The sequence below is a fragment of the Tigheibacillus halophilus genome (assembly GCF_042683165.1).
Classification (GTDB): Bacteria; Bacillota; Bacilli; order Bacillales; family Amphibacillaceae; genus Tigheibacillus; species Tigheibacillus halophilus.
In genome coordinates this window covers 242,409-261,952 of sequence record NZ_JBHUIZ010000005.1, presented here as the reverse complement: position 1 = coordinate 261,952, position 19,544 = coordinate 242,409, and the positions used below count along the sequence as shown (strand labels likewise).

Here is a 19,544-nt window from a genome sequence, read left to right as displayed (position 1 = left end):
TCTCTTAGCTGCTTGAAAATTCACTTTGTATTGTAATTATGGCACAATAGGTAATGAAAATGTTTACACAATTAAGCGTTTTCAATGTAAAACTTTACTTATTGGAGCTGGTCAAAATGTCAATGACATTTTTAAACAGGGTTAAAAATGAACATGATTCTTTAAGAGAGACAGAACGTTATTTAATCAATTATGTAAAGCAAAATATAAATGAAATCCCTCAGATTTCTATTGTTAAACTCAGCGAGCAAGCAAATGTTTCCACAGCAACCATCGTCAGAACAATGCAAAAACTAGGATATAGTGGTTTTACTGCTTTTAAAATTCATTTAAAGGATGAATTTGCCGCTAGCCCAGAATTTTCAATAGTGGAGAAAATTGATAAAGAAATACAAGAGGCTATTTTGAAAAATGAACAGGAGGTAGTTAAAACGATTGAACTACTCGAGAGCGGGACAATCGAAGATGCACTGCAAAAGATTATTCATTCTAGCAAAATCACTATCTTTGCAAGAGGATTTTCAGAACTTATAGCGAAAGAAATGATGGTCAAATTTCAGCTGTTGGGAAAAAGCTGCGAATTGCACGACGACCCGAATATCATCCGAACCATCAGCACAAAGATTGATAAAAAGTCGATCGTTATTTTTGTTTCGTTGAATGGAAAAACGGAAGAGCTTGTTGAAGCAGCTGCTAACTGCCAAGAAAATGGCGTGAGTACTATTCTATTGACAGCCAACCAAAGCAGCCCTTTATATGAACTTTGCGAGATTTCACTAGTAGGTTTCAAATCAGAAAAATCCTATTTCCCGGATTACGAGGTACGCTCTCGTTTACCGATACAAGTAATTGCCCGTATCATTTTGGATGCTTACGCTATCCGTATGTAGCACGGAGTCTGTCACTTAATATACTGGCGTAATTTGTCTTTGCTTGATCCTGTTAGAGCTTATATACAATGTAGACATTCAAATACAGTTACGAAGGGAGCAGATAAAGTTGATTGCAAACATAGCGCAAAAAACAGGCGTACTTACCGCAACATATGAACGTTCATTACAACATGAGCCGGAGAGTGTTTGGGCTTATCTAACGGACAACAGTAAATTGAAACGATGGTTTCTGGAGCTGGAAATCCAGGATTTGAAGCGAGGCGGAGAAATACGGTTTGATCTTGGGAACGGGAACCATGAGCGGATGAAGATAACAGAAGTGGATCACCAGAAGGTGTTGGCATTTACATGGGATAAAAATGTAGTTCGCTTTGAATTAACTGCTGATGGAAAATGCTGTATGCTCGTCTTCATAGCGTACTTGTATGAAATTACTGACCATACGCCAAAAGATTTGGCGGGCTGGCATGTTTGCTTGGATGTGATCGAGACCTTGCTTGATGGTCGCACGATGGAAGACCGTACCGCGATTTGGCAAACATATTATCCGAAATACCAGCAGGCATTGCAAAAGGCTGTAGCTGACTTGTGATTTCACAAGCCAGCTTTTTTAAAACCAAGTATTTTTAAGGAAACGTGTATATCAAGCGCTTCTTCAGGATTATTCAAATGAATACCGGTAAGCTCCTCGATTTTCAACATGCGGTTTTTAACTGTCTTCCAGTGAATATGGAGCTTGTCAGCAGTATTTTTATAATGTTGTTTTTCATCCAAGAAAACCATTAATGTGGTCAGCATTTCATCTTTGTTCGAATGATCAGTATCTAGCCATTTTTTGAGCTTGGGATTCATATAGCTTTCCAAGGCTATCTTTTTTTGGAGATTGTACAGCGTTCTATGGATTCCCAGCTCCATATGGGAAAAAATATTTTTCTCTTGCTCGGTGTATAGATGTTTTCCCATCTCCAGTGCGTCATCCGCCTGGGTATAGGCCTTTGGAAAATTCAACGCGGGATCAACTAATTCGGAGATCCCCACACATATTCCAAAATCAGGGGTAAAAAGTGTCGTAAGGCGGTGATATAGGTCCTTTTCCATATCCCTTGCTGATCCTTCAATAATGACAGCAATTCGATTCTCTTGTATCCGGAATTTGATTAATTTTACCTTCCCATACAAATGTAATGTCAACCGGTCATCAAAATGGTGCAAGGCTTTCGAATCAGAACTGCTGTTATTATCAGCGATAATGACAAGAAATTTCTTTTGCGAGGACATTCCAAGGAATGCAAGCCTGCTCTCTCTTTCATGAAATGATAATCCTGTATGGTGCAGCAGGCCTTCAATACTTTGCAAATATTTCTGTTGCCTTTTTTCTTTAATAGTCAGGTTTTTGACGTAATTCAATTTGATAAATGAAGCTGCAACATGGATAGCGATTTTTTCGTTGTTCGTAAGGTTTTGCTTTTGTGTAGAGACAAATAGGTACATCTTCTTTAGTTCGTCCAGCCGGATTATCATGGTATACGCCTTGGGGGAATCATATGCCATCAAATAATCATTCAAGCTTTCTGCACGTACAGTGTCAGTGTCCAGTTGAAAAGGTACACTATGCTGTGATGGGATCACTGCATTTTCACTATCATCATAAAGCGTAACCGGGCGATTAATAATGTCTTGCAAGGATTGGATGATGCTTTCTGACTCCTCGCCGTCCAAGGAAATCGTCATGAATTTTTCGTACATTGCCCGATAGTAGTTCAGTGTTTTGTTTTCCTCATTGAATAGAGCCTGCATGACATCATAGGTCACAGCATTATATGACGTATGCTTACTTATTTGGATTACAGGAATCCCACATTGTTTCCCGCCCTCAATAATACCTTGGGGGACTTTTTTTACATAAGCTTCCGTTTTTATAATGAAAGCGGAGATATCTGTACGTGCCAAACGTCTCATCAAATCAAGCTGCGCGTTATATGAGAAATCCTGGGTCGCATACAAGCTGGTCAGCAGTATCGTCTTTGGCTGAACCCAGCTCTCGAAGTCGGGTGTTTCCATGACCGAAATATTGCCCGCCTCTTTGTAGATCCCTTCCAAACCGGCAAGTAAATGACTTTCCTTCATACTCGGCATTGTCAATATATCCTTTATTAGAATCATTATTTGAACCCCCCGGTGCGCCAAATGGTAAAAAACAATAATATTATTTGCCTATTAGCGCAATTGTCTTATCTATGACATCATATTATACTATTTTTATCTTTTTAAATAGCCTGCCACCTCAATCTGATTCATACTATTTTGCAACCGTGATCATTTTTTGCAAAGGTTTTATCATAACTTCCATATACTGGTTAAATCATTTGATTCTGTCTAAAAATGCTTACGAGAAAGGATACAACTATTATGGACAATATACATTTGCAGTCAATCAATTCACCTGACTTAGGAGAAGTGACATTACTAGTAGGCGATCCAGGCCGTGTAGAACTCATCTCAGCAAACTGGGAAAACACAAGACTTTTATTGGAAAATCGTGAATTTATTCTTGTTTCCGGAACATGGAAAGGTAGACAGGTTTCTATTTGCTCTACTGGAATTGGAGTGGGCTCTACAGAAATAGCAGTTATCGAACTCATCCAAAGCGGTGCAAAAAAGCTTGTCCGTCTCGGGGGCTGCGGGGCCTGGAAGGAAGATTTGGCCCCAGGAGATATTATGCTCAATCATGCAATGGTACGCGACCAAGGTATGCTGGCAGCTTATGTAAGCGATGTATATCCGGCTGTTGCCGATTTCGATCTCTTACAAAAGATCAAATCGTATACTGCACGTGCCGGATTCAACGTACACACAGGAATCGGGATGACAACCCAAAGTTATTATCTGGGACAAGGACGCGGCCATGCCATTGAGAGTGGTCCAAAGCCTGACACATCATTGATGTCTTATTGGCAGGAAAGACATATTGCCAACTGCGAAATGGAAACTGCGGTTTTATTCCTTTTGGCTTCTCTATACCAAATTCCTGCCGCAAATTGCCTGGTTGTCCATGTCAATCGTCTAAGTGATCAATGGGTGCCCGATAAGGTCTATAAGGGTTATCATCTAAAGGCTGCTGAAGCAGTTCTCGGTGCCTGTCTCGAATGACAGGCGTCAAGATGTCTTTGCCTGCATTATAAATTTCATGTTGAAGAGGGGAATAATCATGACAGAAAACCTGCACAAGGTCAGTAACAAAGAAAGCAGATACAGAAAGAAAGTACTTGCTTCTTCTATGTTTGGATTAGGGTTAGAGGGCATGGATATCATGTTCCTGTCGTTCGTATTGACCAGCATTATTACTGAATTCGGTATTTCTTCAGCTGCAGGGGGATCCATTTCTTCTATCACCAATATCGGAATGCTTATTGGTGGGCTGGGGTTCGGGGTTCTCGCAGATAAGTTTGGAAGGATTCGTGTATTTACCTATACTATTTTCATTTTTGCTATTGCCACTGCTTTAATGGCTTTCGCAACCAATATTTATACAATTTATATTCTTCGATTCCTTGCCGGAGTTGGTGGGGGCGGAGAATTCGGAATAGGGATGGCATTGGTTGCAGAGGCTTTTCCAAAAGAGAAACGCGGAAGAATGACTTCTTGGGTAACGATTGGCGGCCAGGGAGGAGCAGTTCTTGCTGCTGTTGCCGCTGCGATCATCATACCTTTATTGGGCTGGAGATCCCTATTCATAGTCGGTATTTTACCTGTAGCATTAGCATTCTTTGTAAGAAGAAATTTGGACGAAACAAGCGACTGGAAGGAAGCGCATCGCCAAGCGAAAAAAGAAAACAAAGAAAAAGCTCCTTTGGCATTGCTATTCAATTCACCTAAAACGACATATGTCACCATTGCGTTGACTATCATGTCCAGTGTACAAGTCGCGGGATATTTTGGATTGATGAACTGGCTGCCATCCATTTTACAGAAGCAACTAGGTTTAAGTGTTTCCGGATCTTCCCTTTGGATGATTAGCACCATTATCGGCATGTGTGCGGGGATGCTGCTGTTTGGACAAATATTAGATCGCCTTGGGGCAAAAGTATCCTATGGAATCTTCCTTGTTGCATCAGCTGCTTCCGTATTCCTTTATGTTTTCGCTCACAGCGCCGCTGCTATTTTGATCGGCGGAGCCATCGTCGGATTTTTCGCGAATGGTATGAATGCCGGATATGGCGCCTTAATCAGCAGCTTCTACCCTACTGCCGCCAGAAGCACCGCCAATAATGCTATCTTTAATACAGGTAGGGCAATTGGTGGACTTTCACCCATTGTTATCGGATTTTTACTGGACAAGTATAGCGTTACCGCTGCAATGGCCTTCTTGTCAGCGCTTTATATCATTTCATTGATCATTATCTTAACATTGCGCGATAACCCGTTAAAGGGTTCGAAACATTTAGCAAAAACAGAATAGAACTAAGGAGAGTGAGACAAAACCCCAAGAAACGAAAAAAAGTTGCGCGGTACCATCTTGACATGGAACCGCACAACTTTTTTGTCGAATGCTGTAATTTCTTCATTGACTGATAATTGATAGAATGTTATTATTAATAGTACGATTCTGTGTAAACGGTTGCATGTTGCGAGTAACCATAAGCTTCCCTTATCGGTCCCTCGCATCGTCTGTCAAACGTTGAAGGAGAATTAGAAAATGTATAATCAGCATACGATTTACGTCATCGGGGATGCGAAAGCTTCGCAAAACAATCCGATTACAAAGAAGTTCAGCCAATTTTTCCTTGCTTTGGTAATAGACTATGACAATGATGAAATTGTTGATAGTGAATGCTCGGCGACTGTCGGATTGACCAATCGATTTGTCCATTCATTGTTTGCAGGGCGAAAAATGGATGACAGCATGATTGAACAAGATATTCGCCAACGGTATCATGGTGCATCACAAAAAGCGCTTATTGTGGCATTTCATGATGCAAAAAATAAATATGTACAAGCAAAAGCTGCTTTGTCTACATAAACCTAGGCAAAATCCAGTCTGACATTCACCCGTCAGGCTGGATTTTTGCTTCTATATTTACGAGGGGGAAACAGAATGATTACAGATGGTTTTATGTACCTCAGTGTTCTCGTGGCACTAGCCGCCCTGATGGTGGCAATTGAGAAGAAGTTCAACACGAATCGATTTTTTAAATTTATTCCTGGAATTGTGTTGATTTATATCGGGGCGGCACTTCTACAAACATGCGGATTGTTTGCTGATAATGATTCCGTAGATGCCGCCTATACCAACGTCAAAGGTGCACTGTTGCCGGCGATGCTGATGATCATGCTTTTAAAATGTGATATCAGGAGCATCATCAAGCTCGGACCGCGAATGCTCGGCGGTTATATGGTTGCTGTTGTCAGCATCCTGATGGGATTTGTCATTGTCTATGCCCTGTTCAAGCATTTCTATGCAGCCGACACGTGGCGGGCGTTCGGCGCGCTAGCTGGCAGCTGGACAGGTGGGTCAGCCAATATGATTGCGCTTCAAGGCATACTTAAAGTACCAGAAAACATCTTTGGCTATGCACTGATAATGGACACGATCAATTATGCTGTATGGGTCATGTTCATGTTCTGGCTTGTTCCGTTTGCCGGACGATTCAATCGCTGGACCAAAGCTGATACAGGTTTCATGCAGCAAGGTCTTGAAGATATGGCAGCAACCCAGCAGAACAATGATTCCAGCATCACATTCCAGCACATTTTATATTTGCTCGGCATTGGACTGCTTGTGTCCTCCTTATCCACCTATGCCGGAGATCGTCTGCCGGAAATCGGGGCTGTTATAAATGGAACAACATGGACAATCATGATCGCGTCTGTGGTCGGTCTTATTCTCGGCCAAACTCGGGTTTCCAAAATTCCGGGTGCACTGGATGTATCCAATGTCATGTTATACATCATTGTGGCACTCATCGCATCCCAATCAGACTTTTCACAGATTACACAGGCACCAATTTATTTGGTTTCCGGTTTTCTTATCATGATTTTCCATTTAGTCATCATGCTATTGCTGGCGAAGCTCTTCAAATATGATTTGTTCACGCTTGGCATTGCGAGCCTCGCCAATATCGGCGGGATGGCTTCAGCGCCGATGCTTGCTGCAGCCTATAGCAGAACATTGATTCCGGTGGGCGTTATCATGGCCCTGATTGGTTCATTCCTTGGAACTTATTTCGGTATGCTGGTTGGCAAAATCCTGGGTGTCCTTTAAATAGCCTGACACCCGCAACTTTCAATGAGGAGTGATGAAATGATTATCAAGGATTTGCAGATTGCACATCGGGGCATCCCGTTAGAAAGACCATTCAAGACTGCGCTGCGGACAGCAACTGAAATCGAAAGCATTGAAGTGGCCCTCATCTTGGAAAATGGCATTATAGGCAAAGGGGCCGCGGCTCCTACCTGGGTGATCACCGGGGATTCCGCGGAAAGTATCCAAGCTGCCTTACTCGGCCCGATCAAGCAGGTTTTGGTCGGAAAGGATGTCTATCGTTTTCGGACACTGCTGGCTGCCATCGAGTCTTGTTGTGTCGGCAACACCAGTGCGAAGGCTGCTGCCGATATGGCAATGCATGATGCCTACTGCAAGCTGCTTGGTGTCCCGCTTTATCGTTATTTAGGGGATAAAAAGCCGCTGGAAACTTGCATGACAGTCGGGGTAGATTCACCGGAAAAGATGGCATCAGATGCCAAACAAGCTGTTACAGATGGGTTTCGGCGACTGAAAATCAAAGTCGGATCCCAGCCTGGCCTGGATATTGATAGGATCGAAGCGATACGCAAAGCTGTACCGGATGATGTGATGCTTCGACTTGATGCGAACCAGGGATGGAAACCGAAACAGGCTGTGCAGCTTATTTCGCAAATGGAAAAGAGAGAATTCGGCATTGAATTGATCGAACAGCCTGTAGCAGCACATGACTGGGAGGGCCTAAAATTGGTCACCGATCACGTGGGCGTCCCTATCATGGCGGATGAAAGCCTGTTTTCCACACGCGACGCACTTCAATTAGTGGCCGGACATTATGTTGATCTGTTGAATATCAAGCTAATGAAATGCGGCGGGATAGCTAACGCTTGGAAGATAGCCAGTATTGCAGAAACATATGGGATTTCCTGCATGATTGGCAGCATGATGGAGCCAGGGCTTTCTGTAGGAGCAGCAGCACACTTTGCCGCCGCTCATCCAAATGTAATTTATTTTGATTTGGATGCACCATTATGGCTGACGGAAAAACCTGATACGATGCAATACAATAGAGGGGAAATCTCGTTATCTGACAAGCCAGGTATTGGCAGGTTATAGATTGCCAAATTTGAAAAGAGCTAAGGGAGGAATGGAAATGAATCGTTGGTTGATACGTTTGCTCACTGTTTTGCTGGTGGGAGGTCTCTTATATATCCCATCTGTATCACACGCAGCAGGCAAGCCTCATGGAAAAGATAAAGAAAAAACAGCATATATAGATGTAGCTGTCGCTACGCTCTGGACAGCACCAGGAATATTGCGTCCAGTGGATGCGCCATCCGCTTCGAATCCAGTAGATATATGGCAATGGAAAAATGATATGAGCTACGAGCAGCAAGTACAACTTTCAGATGACGGTATGCTGGAAACACAGGCATTGTACGGCAACAAGGTTCATATTTTAGAAGAAAAAGGTGACTGGGTAAAAGTGGCTGTTGCCGGCCAGCCTTCTCCCGGGGATGAATTAGGCTATACCGGCTGGATGCCAGCCTCCCAGTTAGTGTACAACAATAAGTTCGATAAAAAAGCTGAAAAACCTTTTGTGATGGTCACATCCCCCACGGCATTTATGTACCAAACACCATCATTTAGACATAAAGATGTCGAGCTAAGTTTTAATACAAAACTGCCATACCTCGGTGAAACGAAGCATGCCTACCGGGTATTAAAGCCAGATGGTAAACATGCGTGGATCAAGAAAAATGATGCTGCCGGCTACAAGTCAAAGCAAGCTATACCGGCTCCGACTGGCGAAGATTTGGTAGCGACAGGCAAACAATTCTTGGGCTTGCATTATCTATGGGCAGGTATGAGCGGGTTTGGCTTTGATTGCTCTGGCTTCACATTTACGATGTATCAATCCCATGGCATCACCATTCCAAGAGATTCCAGCGTCCAGGCAAAACATGGACAACCGGTAGATTTCGCTGAGATGAAACCTGGGGATCTATTGTTTTTCGCGCATGATCAAGGAAAAGGCAATGTACACCACGTTGCTATGTACGCTGGAAACGGAATGATGATTCATTCCCCGAATTCCAAAAAAGACGTGGAAATCATTCCCGTTAAAACGAAAGGATATATAGAAGAGCTGTCCGGTATTCGCAGGTATCTGCCTGATCATAAATAAGCAAGATATCTGTAGGGCACGCTTTATCAAAGACATATTTAAAGAGGACTTGCGTAACCTAAAGATGATTTCTGTATCAGTCAGGAATCATCTTTTTTATATCCCATTAAGGCCATAGCGGCGCGCAAAACGCATAAACCTGTCTTCTATGATACGGCAATTTTTATATATAACTAAAAGTTATCAATTTGTATATTTTTTATGTATTTTATTTATACATACTCTTGTATTATGATTAATTTGTAAGCCAGTAATCCTTACTATAACTTAGAAGGGTTCATCAGTTTGATTTTATTCATGTGACAGCTATGCTGTGCAATCACTTTAAATAGGAGGAGTTATGATGTGGATTATTACGCGTTATGAGGACACAACTATTTCCATGTTTGAATATAAAACAGAACAAGAGGCAAGAGAAGCACTCAAAACAATGAAGGGCAGTAAGATTCTTTCGGAAGTCGGATGTCTCCCTGTCCCTCACACGAAACGTAATGCTGCTTAACTGCTGAAAAATGTACAGGCCCTTAAGATGCTGAACCAAGCGCATCCTAAGGGCCTATGCATTGTATATCCCCCGTACTGGCAAGCCTCAGAAGGGGGGAAGGACCCCAGGAATAGTACTGTAAAAGTTACCTGTGTAAAGCGGGACATGATGGCTGTCATTCAGTCAGATTCATTCCATATTGGCAAACCCTTCAGGAAAATCGATCTTGCCACGGATACGAGAAATTGAAGTATTTTTTCCGTTCAGCCATTCATGAAATTTAAAAATCACCGGTGGCCGGTCGGGACCTATCGCGTACCATGCCTGCATCTCTTTTGGAAAGTAGACAGAGGTATGCAGCGTCCCTGCTGCGGCATCATATTTATCCGAATAGACGTCATATGCAGGGTTGTTCATAACCTGGAACGCCTGATAAGGATTGGTTGTATACTGCTGTTCGTTTTGGATGGTTTTTTCCCGGCGGCGCGACTCCTCCTGACGATAGCGGTTTTCTGCCTCCAACAGATGGAAGTGGTTTGTACATACGTTTGAACGGCGCACTGCTACTTTCCTTGGCGAGGCTTCAACGACATGCGGTTCACCAGAGGGATCCAGCAAGATATAACTGAACGAATGCCGATGCGGTATGTCTTTGAGGAGTTGCACCGCTTCTGTCACATTTTTGCATGTCTCCAATATCAGCCGCCCGATCATATTACATAAAAATCCGTCGGCAGATTTTTTTCGATGAGTGAAATTATATGCCATCACCAGCCCCTTTTCATTCAAACCATCGATTCGGCCGGTGACCTGCATCGAGGGGCCTATCGTAGCATAACCTGCATCTGTCGGCTGGTAAAAAAGATAGCGCCCTTCATACGAACGGGGATGGCTGTCATAATTGCGTACCATGTAGTCTTTATCGGCATAAACGGAACAGCCGCTGCGTACGTATTCCAAATAATAACCGCTGAACAGTTGAATTGCATCGTTCATTTCTATTTTCAATGCCTCGGCCAAGCCGCGTATTTCCTCTAATATGCCCGGGGCAATGGGTTTGATGATTTGTGTAAATCCCTCCGGGTCGATGATGAAATGCCTTTCTTTACGGGGGCCCCATTGTATTTCCCGATTAGGCAGTATGGGGGAAGACAGAAGTTTTTTTCCTTGAAAATAGCCGAACTCTCCATGTGTTCCCCGGAATTGAATCACATCACTGTACACGTTCGTCACGATCTCGTACCTCTCTCATCAAGAATTACCGCTAGGGTAGGATTCTTCCACAAAATGCCCTGGCGAAAGTCATACTTTATGCTAAAGACAGGGTCTCATTTCCCGCCAGCTGCCCCAAAACGAATACACGCTTGAACACGGCACCCCGTGTATCGATATCCTCTAGCGTATCCAACGTCCCATCATGGTAAGCCATCAAGTACGTACCTGCTTTCTAGATTAGCATCAAACAGCACCTTGTTACCAGGATAACAGGTCTCTTAGCTTTTTTGGGCTGATTTTATCGATTATTACTGGTTTTGTGTGTTCATTTTCAGGCTGTTAGGATAAATGAACGGTGTTGTATAGTATACATGCCCAAGCTTGCAGACTTAATCCTGCGCTTTTTTTATCCATGTTTATAAACCATGCGTGTTTCATATAGAATACATACTGTCACACAAAGAAAATTTTGGAAGATGAGTGGTTATGTCAATGGGCAAAGAAAAAACAGCCAACGAAAAGAACTGCAACGCCAATTGTCATTTGTCTAACAATTGGCGTGCAGTTCATTTTGCCCCCTGGCTCTACTCACGATTTCTTGCTGTTGCTGCTGCTTTTTGTTTCTGATATTTTTCCCAGGAAGAAGCTATCGACTTCAGATAGCTTTCCACGCCATAGAATTTTACCTTTGGATGGGGTGGGCTTGCTGTCACCGCAATAAATGCGTGTGTTCTTGAGGTGTATGAAATGGACCTCTTCGCTATTGCCTGATTCTGCCGATTTTCCTGCTTCAGAGAGCTGCTCGCTTAATTTTTGCGAGATATCATTTCCGCCCTCAAAGGATTCACTTAAGCTGTCGAAATAATCATACGCAGGTATTATCGTGCCTGACACGATCGTTCCATTGACAAGCAAGGAAATATCAAGCTCGAATCCATGTTTGTTTGCTGCGGTTACAAAAAACTCCAGAATATTGTCTTTTGCTCCTTCACTCATACTCTCATCTCCAATCGCGATTATTCAGTCAGAGGATGTATCATCATCACTTGAAACAGAGGTGTCTTTATCATCCTTGCCGCTTTTTTTTGATTTTTTGCCAGTTGTTCCTGTTTTCTTCTTGCTGGCAGATTTACTTGTTGACGATTTCTTTTTCTTGTCTTTACCACCATTGTTGTTGGAGGCAGTTTTGCTTTGTGATTTTTTAGAAGAAGTCTTTTCACTGCTGTCCTCGGCCTCGTCATCTTCTTCTTCGTCTTCGTCTGTCTCAGCGGTTTCTTCCTCCTCGTCTTCATCATTTTCATCATCTGGTTCTTCGTCTGATTCTTCTTCCTCTTCTTGCTCCTCGTCTGATTCTCCCTCTTCGCCATTCTGTTTCTTTAAACCAAGCTCCAGTAATTGATCCATTTTATCTTCCAATGTTGCCAAGCGAGTTTTCATTTCTTCATTTTCATCTTTTAGTTTGTTGTATTCCGAATCATCCTCATGGTCATTTTCACTGCTTAATTCGGACTCTTCATCTTCCTCGGATCCATCGGACTCGTTCTTATTGAAAAGACTGGAAGCTGAATCCTTCAATTTTTGAACAGCCTGGCTGGACTTATCTTTACTGCTGTCCTTTAGAGATGCAACAGTTTCTTTCGCTTTATTGCCGAGTTGTGTGCCTTTTTCTTTGACAGCATCCTTGTCGACAGCCTCCATTAATTTCTTACGGTTTTCCGCTGAGGAGATGTACCCGACAGACGCCCCCACTACACCTCCGACGACAGCTCTTTTCAACGTGCCGTTTTTCTTTTCATCTTGTTCTTCGTTCTTCTCGGCTTTTTCTTCTGACATGTTGGCTACCTCCTGTTATTTTTCTTCTGACATGTTCAAACGATCTGTACCTTCCTTGTTTTCCAATGCATCCAGACGTTCCCGCAATTTTTTGTTCTCTTCTTCCAATGCATCGTACGTGTTCTGGTTTGCCTGGGAGCTCAAATAAGGATCGTTTTCCCACCAGTCCATGCCGATCTCCTTCGCTTTATCGACGGAGGCGACAATCAGGCGTATTTTGATGGTGATCAGCTCCACATCCGCGATACCAACACGTATATCTCCGGCGATTACAACGCCTTTATCTAAAACCTTTTCAAGCACATCTACAATCGTATTCGATTGCATCGGATGCTCAACAGCCATAACGTATACCTCCATTCGCTTTTTCACGCCTGCTTAGAGTTATATTCACAGCAGGTTTCCCAAAGGTCCAAGGTCTATATTCAAGTCTTCTGCTGATAGCCCGAAGACTTCTTTCAATTCCTCCATCTTTTCCTCTAAATTCATTAAAGCGACACCCAAATCTTCAATTTGCTGGTCAGTCAGTGTGCCGCCTTCCACGCGGCGGATGGCGTGACGCTCGACAATTTGCCTCAATAATTCGATCACTGTCATCACCAGCTGGGCGAGGCCATCTTCCGCTTTGTCCGGATCCAGATTAATCCGTCCACTTGCTGGATTCGCCGGTTGCATCGACAAGCTCCCTCCTTTGCTCATCAAATTGTTCAGATGTGACATCCTTCCTGTTTTGTCCATAGGACTGGACGAGTGTTTCCACGGAGGAAATCAGCACTCGCAAATCAAGGTAGACGAGATCAACGTTGGCTATGGATATGATTAAATCTCCCTTGATGGCCACCCCCTTATCGAGAATGACATCCAGGATGTCAATCAATCCCACCTCTTTGTTTTCAACGGTTTCTCGCAATGTCGGCATGTTCTCATCTCCCTTGCATTATGAAAGGCGCAAGCGCCCGCTTAGCAACGTACAAACTGGAGAGCTTCTGCACGAGATAAAGGGAACACGGTGAACTGGAAGCGAACCGATGTTGACTTATCGCAAAAAGAAGCTTGAAGTTTGCTAGTTGCTAGCCGCTGGAGCTGAGCACGGCTGTTTCTGCTAAAATTCTCCATGCGGCCATTTTTTTATACTTCATTATGCATTATGAAAAACTCGAAAAATGATAGGCAGGCCATGGACCAGTTGCATTTATTCGAAACCCAGCCGGCTCCATTTCTTTTTCCTTCACATTGACGGTATCCAGGAACGCAGCCACCTTGTCTTTTGGAACAAGGTATACACTGTTCCAGCTCATATTTTCTTTTAACCCCGTCACATCTTTCCCTAAGTTCTTCTTGATATCTGAATCCATCGCGAATAAGCTGAATTTCTGATGAACATGTTCACACTGGCGATCCTGTTCTTTTTCTATCTCTTTTTCAATCAGCTGATCAATCTTTTTCTTCTCAAAAAACTGACGTCCCTTTGGGAGCTTTTCCATTTCCTTTTTCTTTTCCTCGATGTGCGGACTATTGCCGCTGACACGCTCTTTTAATGCATCCTCATCACAGTAAATCTTGATATTCCACTCTTCATTTCCTTTTACCAGCCGGAAAGATTCTTCTATCTTATCTTTTTGAGAAGCGACGGATTCTTTCAAACTGCCGACGTTATTGTAGATCGTGCAAAACTTTAACGGAATAATGGTATAGTCCTGGTGGAGTCTGGTTAAAACCTTGTGATGATGCAAGGCTTTATCTTGCAGCCAGGGCATATCATTATTCACTTTCTCTTTGATATTCTCTTCGGTGAATTCATCGCCGTCCAGATCGCTGACTATGGCGGTAATATCCTCAAGTGGAAGGGTATATAATGCATTTTTGTCATCAAATCCCTTTACTTCAGGGAGTTTTTTCACATTTGTTTCATGTGTCGGTATAAGCGCATATAGATAAACTTTTGTCATTTTTCCTCTTCATCCTTTTGCTTTGTCAGTTCTTCCCATTGCTCCATTTCTCTGCGTTTCGCTATTTCGTACCGTTCCATCAGCTCAGTTTCTTGCTGTTCATAAACCTCCCCTGAGATTTCATCGAGCTCATACATCGTCTGAAGCTGCACCAATTTACGCTGAATCGTGTTCAGGTCATACAGCTCCTTATCGGCCTCCTCTTGCACTTTTTCGCCAACCTTTTTCACAAGATGGACAGGTGCGGTGAACAATTTAAAAAGCATTATGTTTCTTCGACCGTCAGCCGGATATTGATGAAATTATAAGCCGGCCACGGCCCTGTATACTGAAAGCCGACCTTATCCTGCCATTTCTCATACGCTTTGTTCACCGCATCATCAAACGCTGTCTCATTCTCTTTATCTACCAAAAAGGAAGCATTCAGCAACATGCGCTCTCCAATCGGATCATTCGCTTTGGCAGCCTCTGCTTTTTCTGTAAGGGGCATGTAAACATCTTCTTTGATCTCGTTCTGGAGACCCTCGACCATTTTCTGTGCTGCTCCCCCGAGTTTGATTCTGTCGTAATAGCCTGCTGCTTCTGATTTGCTCTGGACGGTATCAGCCATTGCGCTGATTTGCGGATCGCGCTGGACTTCCTGCTCCAGCCATTCCTTTTTACCGATCACTTTGAGGCCAACCTCCATCTTTCCTTTTATTTTTGGAAAAAGCTCCGAAAACTGCGGATATAAATTTTCCAACAAGGCGGCCACATCCGCTCTTGTCTTGAATACATTGCCGAAACTGATCGGAATCACCGTATCACACCGCCCCATCACGCTGGCGATGACCTCCTGGTGCATCAACAAATTTTCCTTATTCGGCTTATATATTTTCATTGGTACTTCTGCAGCGACCATGGCGGCGTCTTTGAAGTGGATGGTAAAGATTTTTCTTTCAGTTCCTTCCACCATCACGCTTCCGAAGTCCTTTTCTGCTTCTGTTTGCATGCCGCAGAAGATATAAATACCTTTATCAGCATTTTCCACTATTTTTTCTCCTTCCCCTTTTGGCTTTCTGTATTTTCACATGTGTGGAGAATCAGTTTTTCGGCTTTCTCCATCGCATTGTCGCTATCCAGACAACGACTCAGCGTGAATTTCAACATATCCTGGCACAGCTGCTGAAAAGCTTTATCTGAACCATCTATCACGATATCTTCACGTGCCGCAAGCTGGCCAATCATAAGCGATGTCCTTAAACTTGGGCCATACCTGTCTGCTTCTTTGCAGGATTCTCTCAATTTGCTGACAATACTTGTAATCACTGTGGCATCCCGCCGGCTGATATCACATGTTTTAGCTACGATTGCCGATTCCTGTTCTGCATTTTGATGAGGGATCGGTATCGTAATCAGCCGGTCCCATAAAGCGTCTTGCGCCTGGAAGACTCCGGCATATTCCACCGGATTGCTTGTGAAAATGATTGAAAAAGAGGGATGCACTCGTTCAAAGGGTTTGGTAGCTTTCATGCCATACAAAGGGATGACGCCCTCTTCCAATATGGAGAGAAAAATATTATTGGCTGCTGCCGTTGAACGAGTGAACTCATCATAAATCAACGTATAGCCATTAATTGCTGCTTCAAGCAAACGGCCGTTTTTCCACGTTTCGGTGACACTTTCATCTTTTTTATAAACAGTCCGGATATATTGATCTACTACTTTTTTGCTGGTGTAGCCTGTAAAATCTCCAATTAAATCTCTGTTGTTTAACTCATGATTGCCATGTATGAGCATGATCGGTCTTTTTTTCTTTTTAGCCAGTGCGAGTGCCAAAGTCGTTTTCCCGGTGCCAGCCGGCCCGGTATAGTGAACTGGGTAACCCGCTTTGAGATATGCCAGCGATCGTGAAAGCAGTTTTTTTGTTTCTTCATTCTGAAAGAATTGGTTTGTATCCGAATGGACCTTCTCTTTTATAAAACTCATCGGCCTCGTCCTCCAGTCACTTCATCAGTTTTCAATTTTGCTTCGATAACGGATTTCCAACCGTTTGAATGAAGTGACCGCTTTATCTTTGTTCATTTTCACATCATAGACTCCAACCATTTCATCTTTTGCATATTTCTTCATATATTCTTTTTCCTCAATGACTTCCACTGTTAGCCGCCAGCCATCCTCCTCTGTCTCTTCTACTGCAGTGATTTTATGTGGAGGGGCGACATGTTCCGCAAAAAACTGATTCACATTGTCCATCACTTCTTTGATTTCCATTATTTTCCTCCATCTCTTGCATAGTAAAGTGAAGGGGCCGCCTTATCCAAAGGCCCCCTTCACGGACTGTTAAATACTGAATTGTGCGTTTCGTTCATTTTGCTGTTGGGGTAGACCTTCCTCTTCCACCTCATCTCTTAAAAGGCCGACCGCCTCTGCATAACGCAACCATGTATCGACACTGGCAATGACGACTCTAGCCTCCACTGTCAAAATTTCAATACCTACTACGGAAACTCTTGCATAGGCATCAATTACAATACCTTTATCGAGAATGCGGTCAATCACCTCTGCTAAACTGGAACTGTCAGTCGATTTTTGAATAGCCATTTCATATTCTCCTTTCGAATTGTCAGTTTACGAGCCTACCTTTTTGATATCATTAGAAGATTTGATATCGGAGGTCTTTTTCACATCTGCCGGGCCCTTGATATGCGTGGCGCTTTTTATATTGGAAATACCTTTGATATCTTTCATTCCTTTTACTTTTGCCTGATGATTGTTTGAAGAAGAAACCTTGCTCTGGAACTCCTCCCCGGCCTCTTTCAAATTGCCGAGCTTATCCTTTAATGCCAGTAAAGCCTGCTGCGTCTTGTCCTTCGCTTTTTCCGCTTTGGAATGAACCTTTTGTGAATTCTCATCCTTCTTTTCGGAGAGCTTTTCTGAGGCTTGCGCAGCTTTGGATTGGACTTTCTCCTCAATCTTTTTGGCTGATTGCTTCTGGGCTTCTTTCTTCGCCTTTTCTTTCCATTCATCAGGAGCCTTCTCAACGGCTTTCTTTGCCAACTTTCCGACCGTTTTCTTTACAGGGCCCGTGCTCATTTTTCCTCCTCCTCTCCGTTTGTTTGTCCTATTGCTCCATGGCCTGAAGCAGTTTGTTAAGTTTATCCTCTATACGGTTCAAGTTCTCATTCAATTCTTTGTTTTCTTCTTTCAATTCCTTATACTGGTCTGTCATATCTGTTTGCGGTTCATTTTTACCGGCATCATTTTCACGATGCGCAGCCTTTTGTTCCTGCAGCGGGTGAAATATTTTTTGCTGGTATTTGGTCAGTGAATTGGAAAGGCTCTGCTTCAGCATAATCTTGGCCTGATCATAGATAAGCTCCTGGGCTGTTTCACATAATTCCTTGCCCGCTTTTTGAAGCATAGCCGACTGGCCGATTTTGCTGACGATCTTCTTTCCTGTGTTCGCACTTGCCAACAGCCCGACCCCTGTTCCGACGACACCGCCAATAATAGCGGGATTTACCGCAGGTTGGGTTTGATTTGTCTTTGTCTGGTCTGTCACCTATTTCCTCCTTTCTGCCTGAAAAGGAACCGCTTATGGTTTCGTGCCATTCCAATGATGGATTAACCTTCGATTACATTTTTTCTTTTGAAGGTTTATTGGGTTAATATCCCATCAAAGACCGTTTAAAACATTTATTTCTCTGCAGCATGGATATAAGCTTGATCGAAGAAACCATTTGTAACACAATGGTTTTCCTGTTTTTGGTAAAATGATTTTGCTTCAGGACTTAAGTGCTCCTCTTCCACATTTTTATTCCTGTCTTGCCAGATGGCATATGAAAATTATTATTACAGCGGAATGATATTTTCGTAACAAAAAACGAACCAGCCCCGTATTTCCTGGTTCGCTACCGTGCATTTTGTTATCTGACTTAGGTATCATTCCCATATCTCTGCTTGGAGGTTTATCGCAGCCTTAGAAAGTGTATATAGTAATTAAGTAACAAAATAACGTCAAACAAACTGACAGGAGTGGGTGCAATGAAACGTTTTGAGAATATCCTAGTTGCTTTTGATGGTTCATTAGGCAGTATTCAAGCGTTGGAAGCAGCCGAGTCCCTTGCAAATGATCAGCAATCACATCTTACGGTTGTTTATGTTCATGACGAGTCAAACGAAACATCTGTTTATCCTCCGTCTGCCACATCCGCGCAGGATGAACTGAATCTGACTCAAGCGCAACCCTTTATCGGCCCGGGCCCCATGCCCGCCTCTCCACCTCATACTCAGGAAAATCATGAGCGAGTGGTCTGGGAGGTTGATAAATCAGACCAGGTCATTTCCAATGCCAGAAGCCGCATTTCCGATGTCATCGATGCCGATTACGAAGTGCTGTCAGGAAAACCTGCGGCGGAATTGGCTAAGTATGCGGAAGAACACGATGTAGATCTCATCGTTATCGGCAATCGCGGTCTCAGCGGTATTAAAAAACTTGTTATGGGCAGTGTCAGCCAAAAAGTGGCCAACCATGCAATGTGTGCAGTACTCGTAGTGAGATAATTGCTCAGACTAACCGGTTCCTGATGAAAACAGAATAGGCATTATGACAGTGAAACGCTGATTCATGGTAACGAAAAGTCCTCCTGGGTACTATGCTCTGGGGGACTTTTTTACACAATTATAGTCTTTTCAAGTCACTCCGAAAAAAACAATCGTATTTTTCTGAAGATAATGTATGCCGCTTCTCTTTGGAACA

General features: G+C 43.2%; 26 protein-coding genes. 10 read left to right on the top strand and 16 right to left on the bottom strand.

Features of this window, described 5'->3' with window-relative positions:
• Positions 1-116 precede the first annotated feature (116 nt).
• Together ACFSMW_RS07580 and ACFSMW_RS07575 are read left to right on the top strand one after the other, a co-directional pair.
• Positions 117-890 (top strand): MurR/RpiR family transcriptional regulator, encoded by a 774-nt coding sequence (locus ACFSMW_RS07580; RefSeq protein WP_390354452.1) that lies wholly within the window; start codon positions 117-119, stop codon positions 888-890.
• Positions 891-999: 109 nt separating this feature from the next.
• Positions 1,000-1,485 carry an SRPBCC family protein gene (locus ACFSMW_RS07575; protein ID WP_390354450.1) on the top strand — a complete coding sequence of 162 codons (486 nt, stop codon included), beginning with the start codon at positions 1,000-1,002 and terminating at the stop codon, positions 1,483-1,485.
• Between the two features lie 2 nt (positions 1,486-1,487).
• Here the strand turns inward: ACFSMW_RS07575 and ACFSMW_RS07570 are convergent, their stop codons facing one another.
• Positions 1,488-3,056, bottom strand: coding sequence for a PucR family transcriptional regulator (locus ACFSMW_RS07570; RefSeq protein ID WP_390354448.1), 1,569 nt, complete (start codon positions 3,054-3,056; stop codon positions 1,488-1,490).
• A 246-nt stretch (positions 3,057-3,302) separates the two neighbouring features.
• On the opposite strand from ACFSMW_RS07570, the gene ACFSMW_RS07565 reads away from it, so the two are divergent.
• The 7 genes from ACFSMW_RS07565 to ACFSMW_RS07535 all read left to right on the top strand — a co-directional run bounded on the left by ACFSMW_RS07565 (position 3,303) and on the right by ACFSMW_RS07535 (position 9,824).
• Positions 3,303-4,043, top strand: coding sequence for a nucleoside phosphorylase (locus ACFSMW_RS07565; RefSeq protein WP_390354446.1), 741 nt, complete (start codon positions 3,303-3,305; stop codon positions 4,041-4,043).
• A gap of 58 nt (positions 4,044-4,101) precedes the next feature.
• Complete coding sequence (locus ACFSMW_RS07560) at positions 4,102-5,352, top strand: MFS transporter (protein WP_390354445.1); 1,251 nt, start codon at positions 4,102-4,104, stop codon at positions 5,350-5,352.
• 237 nt (positions 5,353-5,589) lie between these two features.
• The gene (locus ACFSMW_RS07555) at positions 5,590-5,913 is read left to right on the top strand and encodes a DUF3870 domain-containing protein (protein ID WP_390354443.1); all 324 of its coding nucleotides are present in this window, start codon (positions 5,590-5,592) and stop codon (positions 5,911-5,913) included.
• A 75-nt stretch (positions 5,914-5,988) separates the two neighbouring features.
• Positions 5,989-7,155: a DUF819 family protein gene (locus ACFSMW_RS07550; RefSeq protein WP_390354442.1), complete on the top strand. Its 1,167-nt coding sequence runs from the start codon at positions 5,989-5,991 to the stop codon at positions 7,153-7,155.
• A 39-nt stretch (positions 7,156-7,194) separates the two neighbouring features.
• Positions 7,195-8,250 carry a dipeptide epimerase gene (locus tag ACFSMW_RS07545; RefSeq protein ID WP_390354440.1) on the top strand — a complete coding sequence of 352 codons (1,056 nt, stop codon included), beginning with the start codon at positions 7,195-7,197 and terminating at the stop codon, positions 8,248-8,250.
• Positions 8,251-8,281: 31 nt separating this feature from the next.
• On the top strand, positions 8,282-9,322 hold the full coding sequence (locus ACFSMW_RS07540) for a C40 family peptidase (RefSeq protein ID WP_390354766.1): 1,041 nt from the start codon (positions 8,282-8,284) through the stop codon (positions 9,320-9,322).
• Between the two features lie 343 nt (positions 9,323-9,665).
• Complete coding sequence (locus ACFSMW_RS07535; RefSeq protein ID WP_390354438.1) at positions 9,666-9,824, top strand: HEPN domain-containing protein; 159 nt, start codon at positions 9,666-9,668, stop codon at positions 9,822-9,824.
• A 171-nt stretch (positions 9,825-9,995) separates the two neighbouring features.
• Here ACFSMW_RS07535 and ACFSMW_RS07530 read toward each other — a convergent pair whose 3' ends face one another.
• The 15 genes from ACFSMW_RS07530 to gvpT (ACFSMW_RS07460) form a co-directional block, all read right to left on the bottom strand.
• Positions 9,996-11,039 carry a C45 family autoproteolytic acyltransferase/hydolase gene (locus ACFSMW_RS07530; protein ID WP_390354436.1) on the bottom strand — a complete coding sequence of 348 codons (1,044 nt, stop codon included), beginning with the start codon at positions 11,037-11,039 and terminating at the stop codon, positions 9,996-9,998.
• Positions 11,040-11,115: 76 nt separating this feature from the next.
• Positions 11,116-11,238 (bottom strand): hypothetical protein, encoded by a 123-nt coding sequence (locus ACFSMW_RS07525; protein ID WP_390354435.1) that lies wholly within the window; start codon positions 11,236-11,238, stop codon positions 11,116-11,118.
• Between the two features lie 371 nt (positions 11,239-11,609).
• Positions 11,610-12,017 carry a gas vesicle accessory protein GvpU gene (gene gvpU / locus ACFSMW_RS07520; RefSeq protein ID WP_390354434.1) on the bottom strand — a complete coding sequence of 136 codons (408 nt, stop codon included), beginning with the start codon at positions 12,015-12,017 and terminating at the stop codon, positions 11,610-11,612.
• Positions 12,018-12,041: 24 nt separating this feature from the next.
• Complete coding sequence (gvpT, locus tag ACFSMW_RS07515) at positions 12,042-12,854, bottom strand: GvpT/GvpP family gas vesicle accessory protein (RefSeq protein WP_390354432.1); 813 nt, start codon at positions 12,852-12,854, stop codon at positions 12,042-12,044.
• A 15-nt stretch (positions 12,855-12,869) separates the two neighbouring features.
• A complete protein-coding gene (locus ACFSMW_RS07510; RefSeq protein WP_390354430.1) occupies positions 12,870-13,199 on the bottom strand; it encodes a gas vesicle protein GvpJ in 330 nt (109 codons plus the stop codon).
• 45 nt (positions 13,200-13,244) lie between these two features.
• Complete coding sequence (locus tag ACFSMW_RS07505; RefSeq protein ID WP_390354428.1) at positions 13,245-13,529, bottom strand: gas vesicle protein K; 285 nt, start codon at positions 13,527-13,529, stop codon at positions 13,245-13,247.
• On the bottom strand, positions 13,495-13,773 hold the full coding sequence (locus ACFSMW_RS07500) for a gas vesicle protein (RefSeq protein WP_390354427.1): 279 nt from the start codon (positions 13,771-13,773) through the stop codon (positions 13,495-13,497). Before ACFSMW_RS07500 ends, ACFSMW_RS07505 begins: the two co-directional genes overlap by 35 nt.
• Before the next feature lie 226 nt (positions 13,774-13,999).
• Complete coding sequence (locus ACFSMW_RS07495; RefSeq protein WP_390354425.1) at positions 14,000-14,803, bottom strand: GvpL/GvpF family gas vesicle protein; 804 nt, start codon at positions 14,801-14,803, stop codon at positions 14,000-14,002.
• Positions 14,800-15,069 carry a gas vesicle protein GvpG gene (locus ACFSMW_RS07490; protein WP_390354424.1) on the bottom strand — a complete coding sequence of 90 codons (270 nt, stop codon included), beginning with the start codon at positions 15,067-15,069 and terminating at the stop codon, positions 14,800-14,802. The genes ACFSMW_RS07495 and ACFSMW_RS07490 overlap by 4 nt, the downstream gene beginning before the upstream one ends.
• Entirely contained in the window at positions 15,069-15,836 is a 768-nt protein-coding gene (locus tag ACFSMW_RS07485) for a GvpL/GvpF family gas vesicle protein (protein ID WP_390354764.1), read from the bottom strand. Before ACFSMW_RS07485 ends, ACFSMW_RS07490 begins: the two co-directional genes overlap by 1 nt.
• The gene (gene gvpN, locus ACFSMW_RS07480) at positions 15,833-16,771 is read right to left on the bottom strand and encodes a gas vesicle protein GvpN (protein WP_390354422.1); all 939 of its coding nucleotides are present in this window, start codon (positions 16,769-16,771) and stop codon (positions 15,833-15,835) included. Before gvpN ends, ACFSMW_RS07485 begins: the two co-directional genes overlap by 4 nt.
• A gap of 24 nt (positions 16,772-16,795) precedes the next feature.
• The gene (gvpO, locus tag ACFSMW_RS07475) at positions 16,796-17,056 is read right to left on the bottom strand and encodes a gas vesicle protein GvpO (RefSeq protein ID WP_390354421.1); all 261 of its coding nucleotides are present in this window, start codon (positions 17,054-17,056) and stop codon (positions 16,796-16,798) included.
• A 69-nt stretch (positions 17,057-17,125) separates the two neighbouring features.
• On the bottom strand, positions 17,126-17,386 hold the full coding sequence (gene gvpJ, locus ACFSMW_RS07470) for a gas vesicle protein GvpJ (protein ID WP_390354420.1): 261 nt from the start codon (positions 17,384-17,386) through the stop codon (positions 17,126-17,128).
• Positions 17,387-17,413: 27 nt separating this feature from the next.
• A complete protein-coding gene (gvpQ, locus tag ACFSMW_RS07465) occupies positions 17,414-17,878 on the bottom strand; it encodes a gas vesicle protein GvpQ (RefSeq protein ID WP_390354418.1) in 465 nt (154 codons plus the stop codon).
• A 28-nt stretch (positions 17,879-17,906) separates the two neighbouring features.
• Positions 17,907-18,347 carry a GvpT/GvpP family gas vesicle accessory protein gene (gvpT, locus tag ACFSMW_RS07460; protein ID WP_390354416.1) on the bottom strand — a complete coding sequence of 147 codons (441 nt, stop codon included), beginning with the start codon at positions 18,345-18,347 and terminating at the stop codon, positions 17,907-17,909.
• Between the two features lie 482 nt (positions 18,348-18,829).
• Here gvpT (ACFSMW_RS07460) and ACFSMW_RS07455 point away from each other — a divergent pair, with 482 nt between their 5' ends.
• Entirely contained in the window at positions 18,830-19,348 is a 519-nt protein-coding gene (locus tag ACFSMW_RS07455; RefSeq protein WP_390354414.1) for a universal stress protein, read from the top strand.
• Positions 19,349-19,544 lie beyond the last annotated feature (196 nt).

Bases quoted from the DNA above. Each gene is read 5' to 3' on its own strand.
- gvpQ (WP_390354418.1), bottom strand. From the start codon at position 17,878: ATGAGCACGGGCCCTGTAAAGAAAACGGTCGGAAAGTTGGCAAAGAAA.
- ACFSMW_RS07560 (WP_390354445.1), top strand. From the start codon at position 4,102: ATGACAGAAAACCTGCACAAGGTCAGTAACAAAGAAAGCAGATACAGA.
- ACFSMW_RS07555 (WP_390354443.1), top strand. From the start codon at position 5,590: ATGTATAATCAGCATACGATTTACGTCATCGGGGATGCGAAAGCTTCG.
- ACFSMW_RS07545 (WP_390354440.1), top strand. From the start codon at position 7,195: ATGATTATCAAGGATTTGCAGATTGCACATCGGGGCATCCCGTTAGAA.
- gvpU (WP_390354434.1), bottom strand. From the start codon at position 12,017: ATGAGTGAAGGAGCAAAAGACAATATTCTGGAGTTTTTTGTAACCGCA.
- ACFSMW_RS07455 (WP_390354414.1), top strand. From the start codon at position 18,830: ATGAAACGTTTTGAGAATATCCTAGTTGCTTTTGATGGTTCATTAGGC.
- ACFSMW_RS07505 (WP_390354428.1), bottom strand. From the start codon at position 13,529: ATGCAACCGGCGAATCCAGCAAGTGGACGGATTAATCTGGATCCGGAC.
- ACFSMW_RS07570 (WP_390354448.1), bottom strand. From the start codon at position 3,056: ATGATTCTAATAAAGGATATATTGACAATGCCGAGTATGAAGGAAAGT.
- gvpO (WP_390354421.1), bottom strand. From the start codon at position 17,056: ATGGAAATCAAAGAAGTGATGGACAATGTGAATCAGTTTTTTGCGGAA.
- ACFSMW_RS07550 (WP_390354442.1), top strand. From the start codon at position 5,989: ATGATTACAGATGGTTTTATGTACCTCAGTGTTCTCGTGGCACTAGCC.
- ACFSMW_RS07540 (WP_390354766.1), top strand. From the start codon at position 8,282: ATGGAAATGAATCGTTGGTTGATACGTTTGCTCACTGTTTTGCTGGTG.
- gvpJ (WP_390354420.1), bottom strand. From the start codon at position 17,386: ATGGCTATTCAAAAATCGACTGACAGTTCCAGTTTAGCAGAGGTGATT.
- gvpT (WP_390354432.1), bottom strand. From the start codon at position 12,854: ATGTCAGAAGAAAAAGCCGAGAAGAACGAAGAACAAGATGAAAAGAAA.
- gvpN (WP_390354422.1), bottom strand. From the start codon at position 16,771: ATGAGTTTTATAAAAGAGAAGGTCCATTCGGATACAAACCAATTCTTT.
- ACFSMW_RS07580 (WP_390354452.1), top strand. From the start codon at position 117: ATGTCAATGACATTTTTAAACAGGGTTAAAAATGAACATGATTCTTTA.
- ACFSMW_RS07490 (WP_390354424.1), bottom strand. From the start codon at position 15,069: ATGCTTTTTAAATTGTTCACCGCACCTGTCCATCTTGTGAAAAAGGTT.
- ACFSMW_RS07500 (WP_390354427.1), bottom strand. From the start codon at position 13,773: ATGCCGACATTGCGAGAAACCGTTGAAAACAAAGAGGTGGGATTGATT.
- ACFSMW_RS07510 (WP_390354430.1), bottom strand. From the start codon at position 13,199: ATGGCTGTTGAGCATCCGATGCAATCGAATACGATTGTAGATGTGCTT.
- ACFSMW_RS07535 (WP_390354438.1), top strand. From the start codon at position 9,666: ATGTGGATTATTACGCGTTATGAGGACACAACTATTTCCATGTTTGAA.
- ACFSMW_RS07495 (WP_390354425.1), bottom strand. From the start codon at position 14,803: ATGACAAAAGTTTATCTATATGCGCTTATACCGACACATGAAACAAAT.
- ACFSMW_RS07565 (WP_390354446.1), top strand. From the start codon at position 3,303: ATGGACAATATACATTTGCAGTCAATCAATTCACCTGACTTAGGAGAA.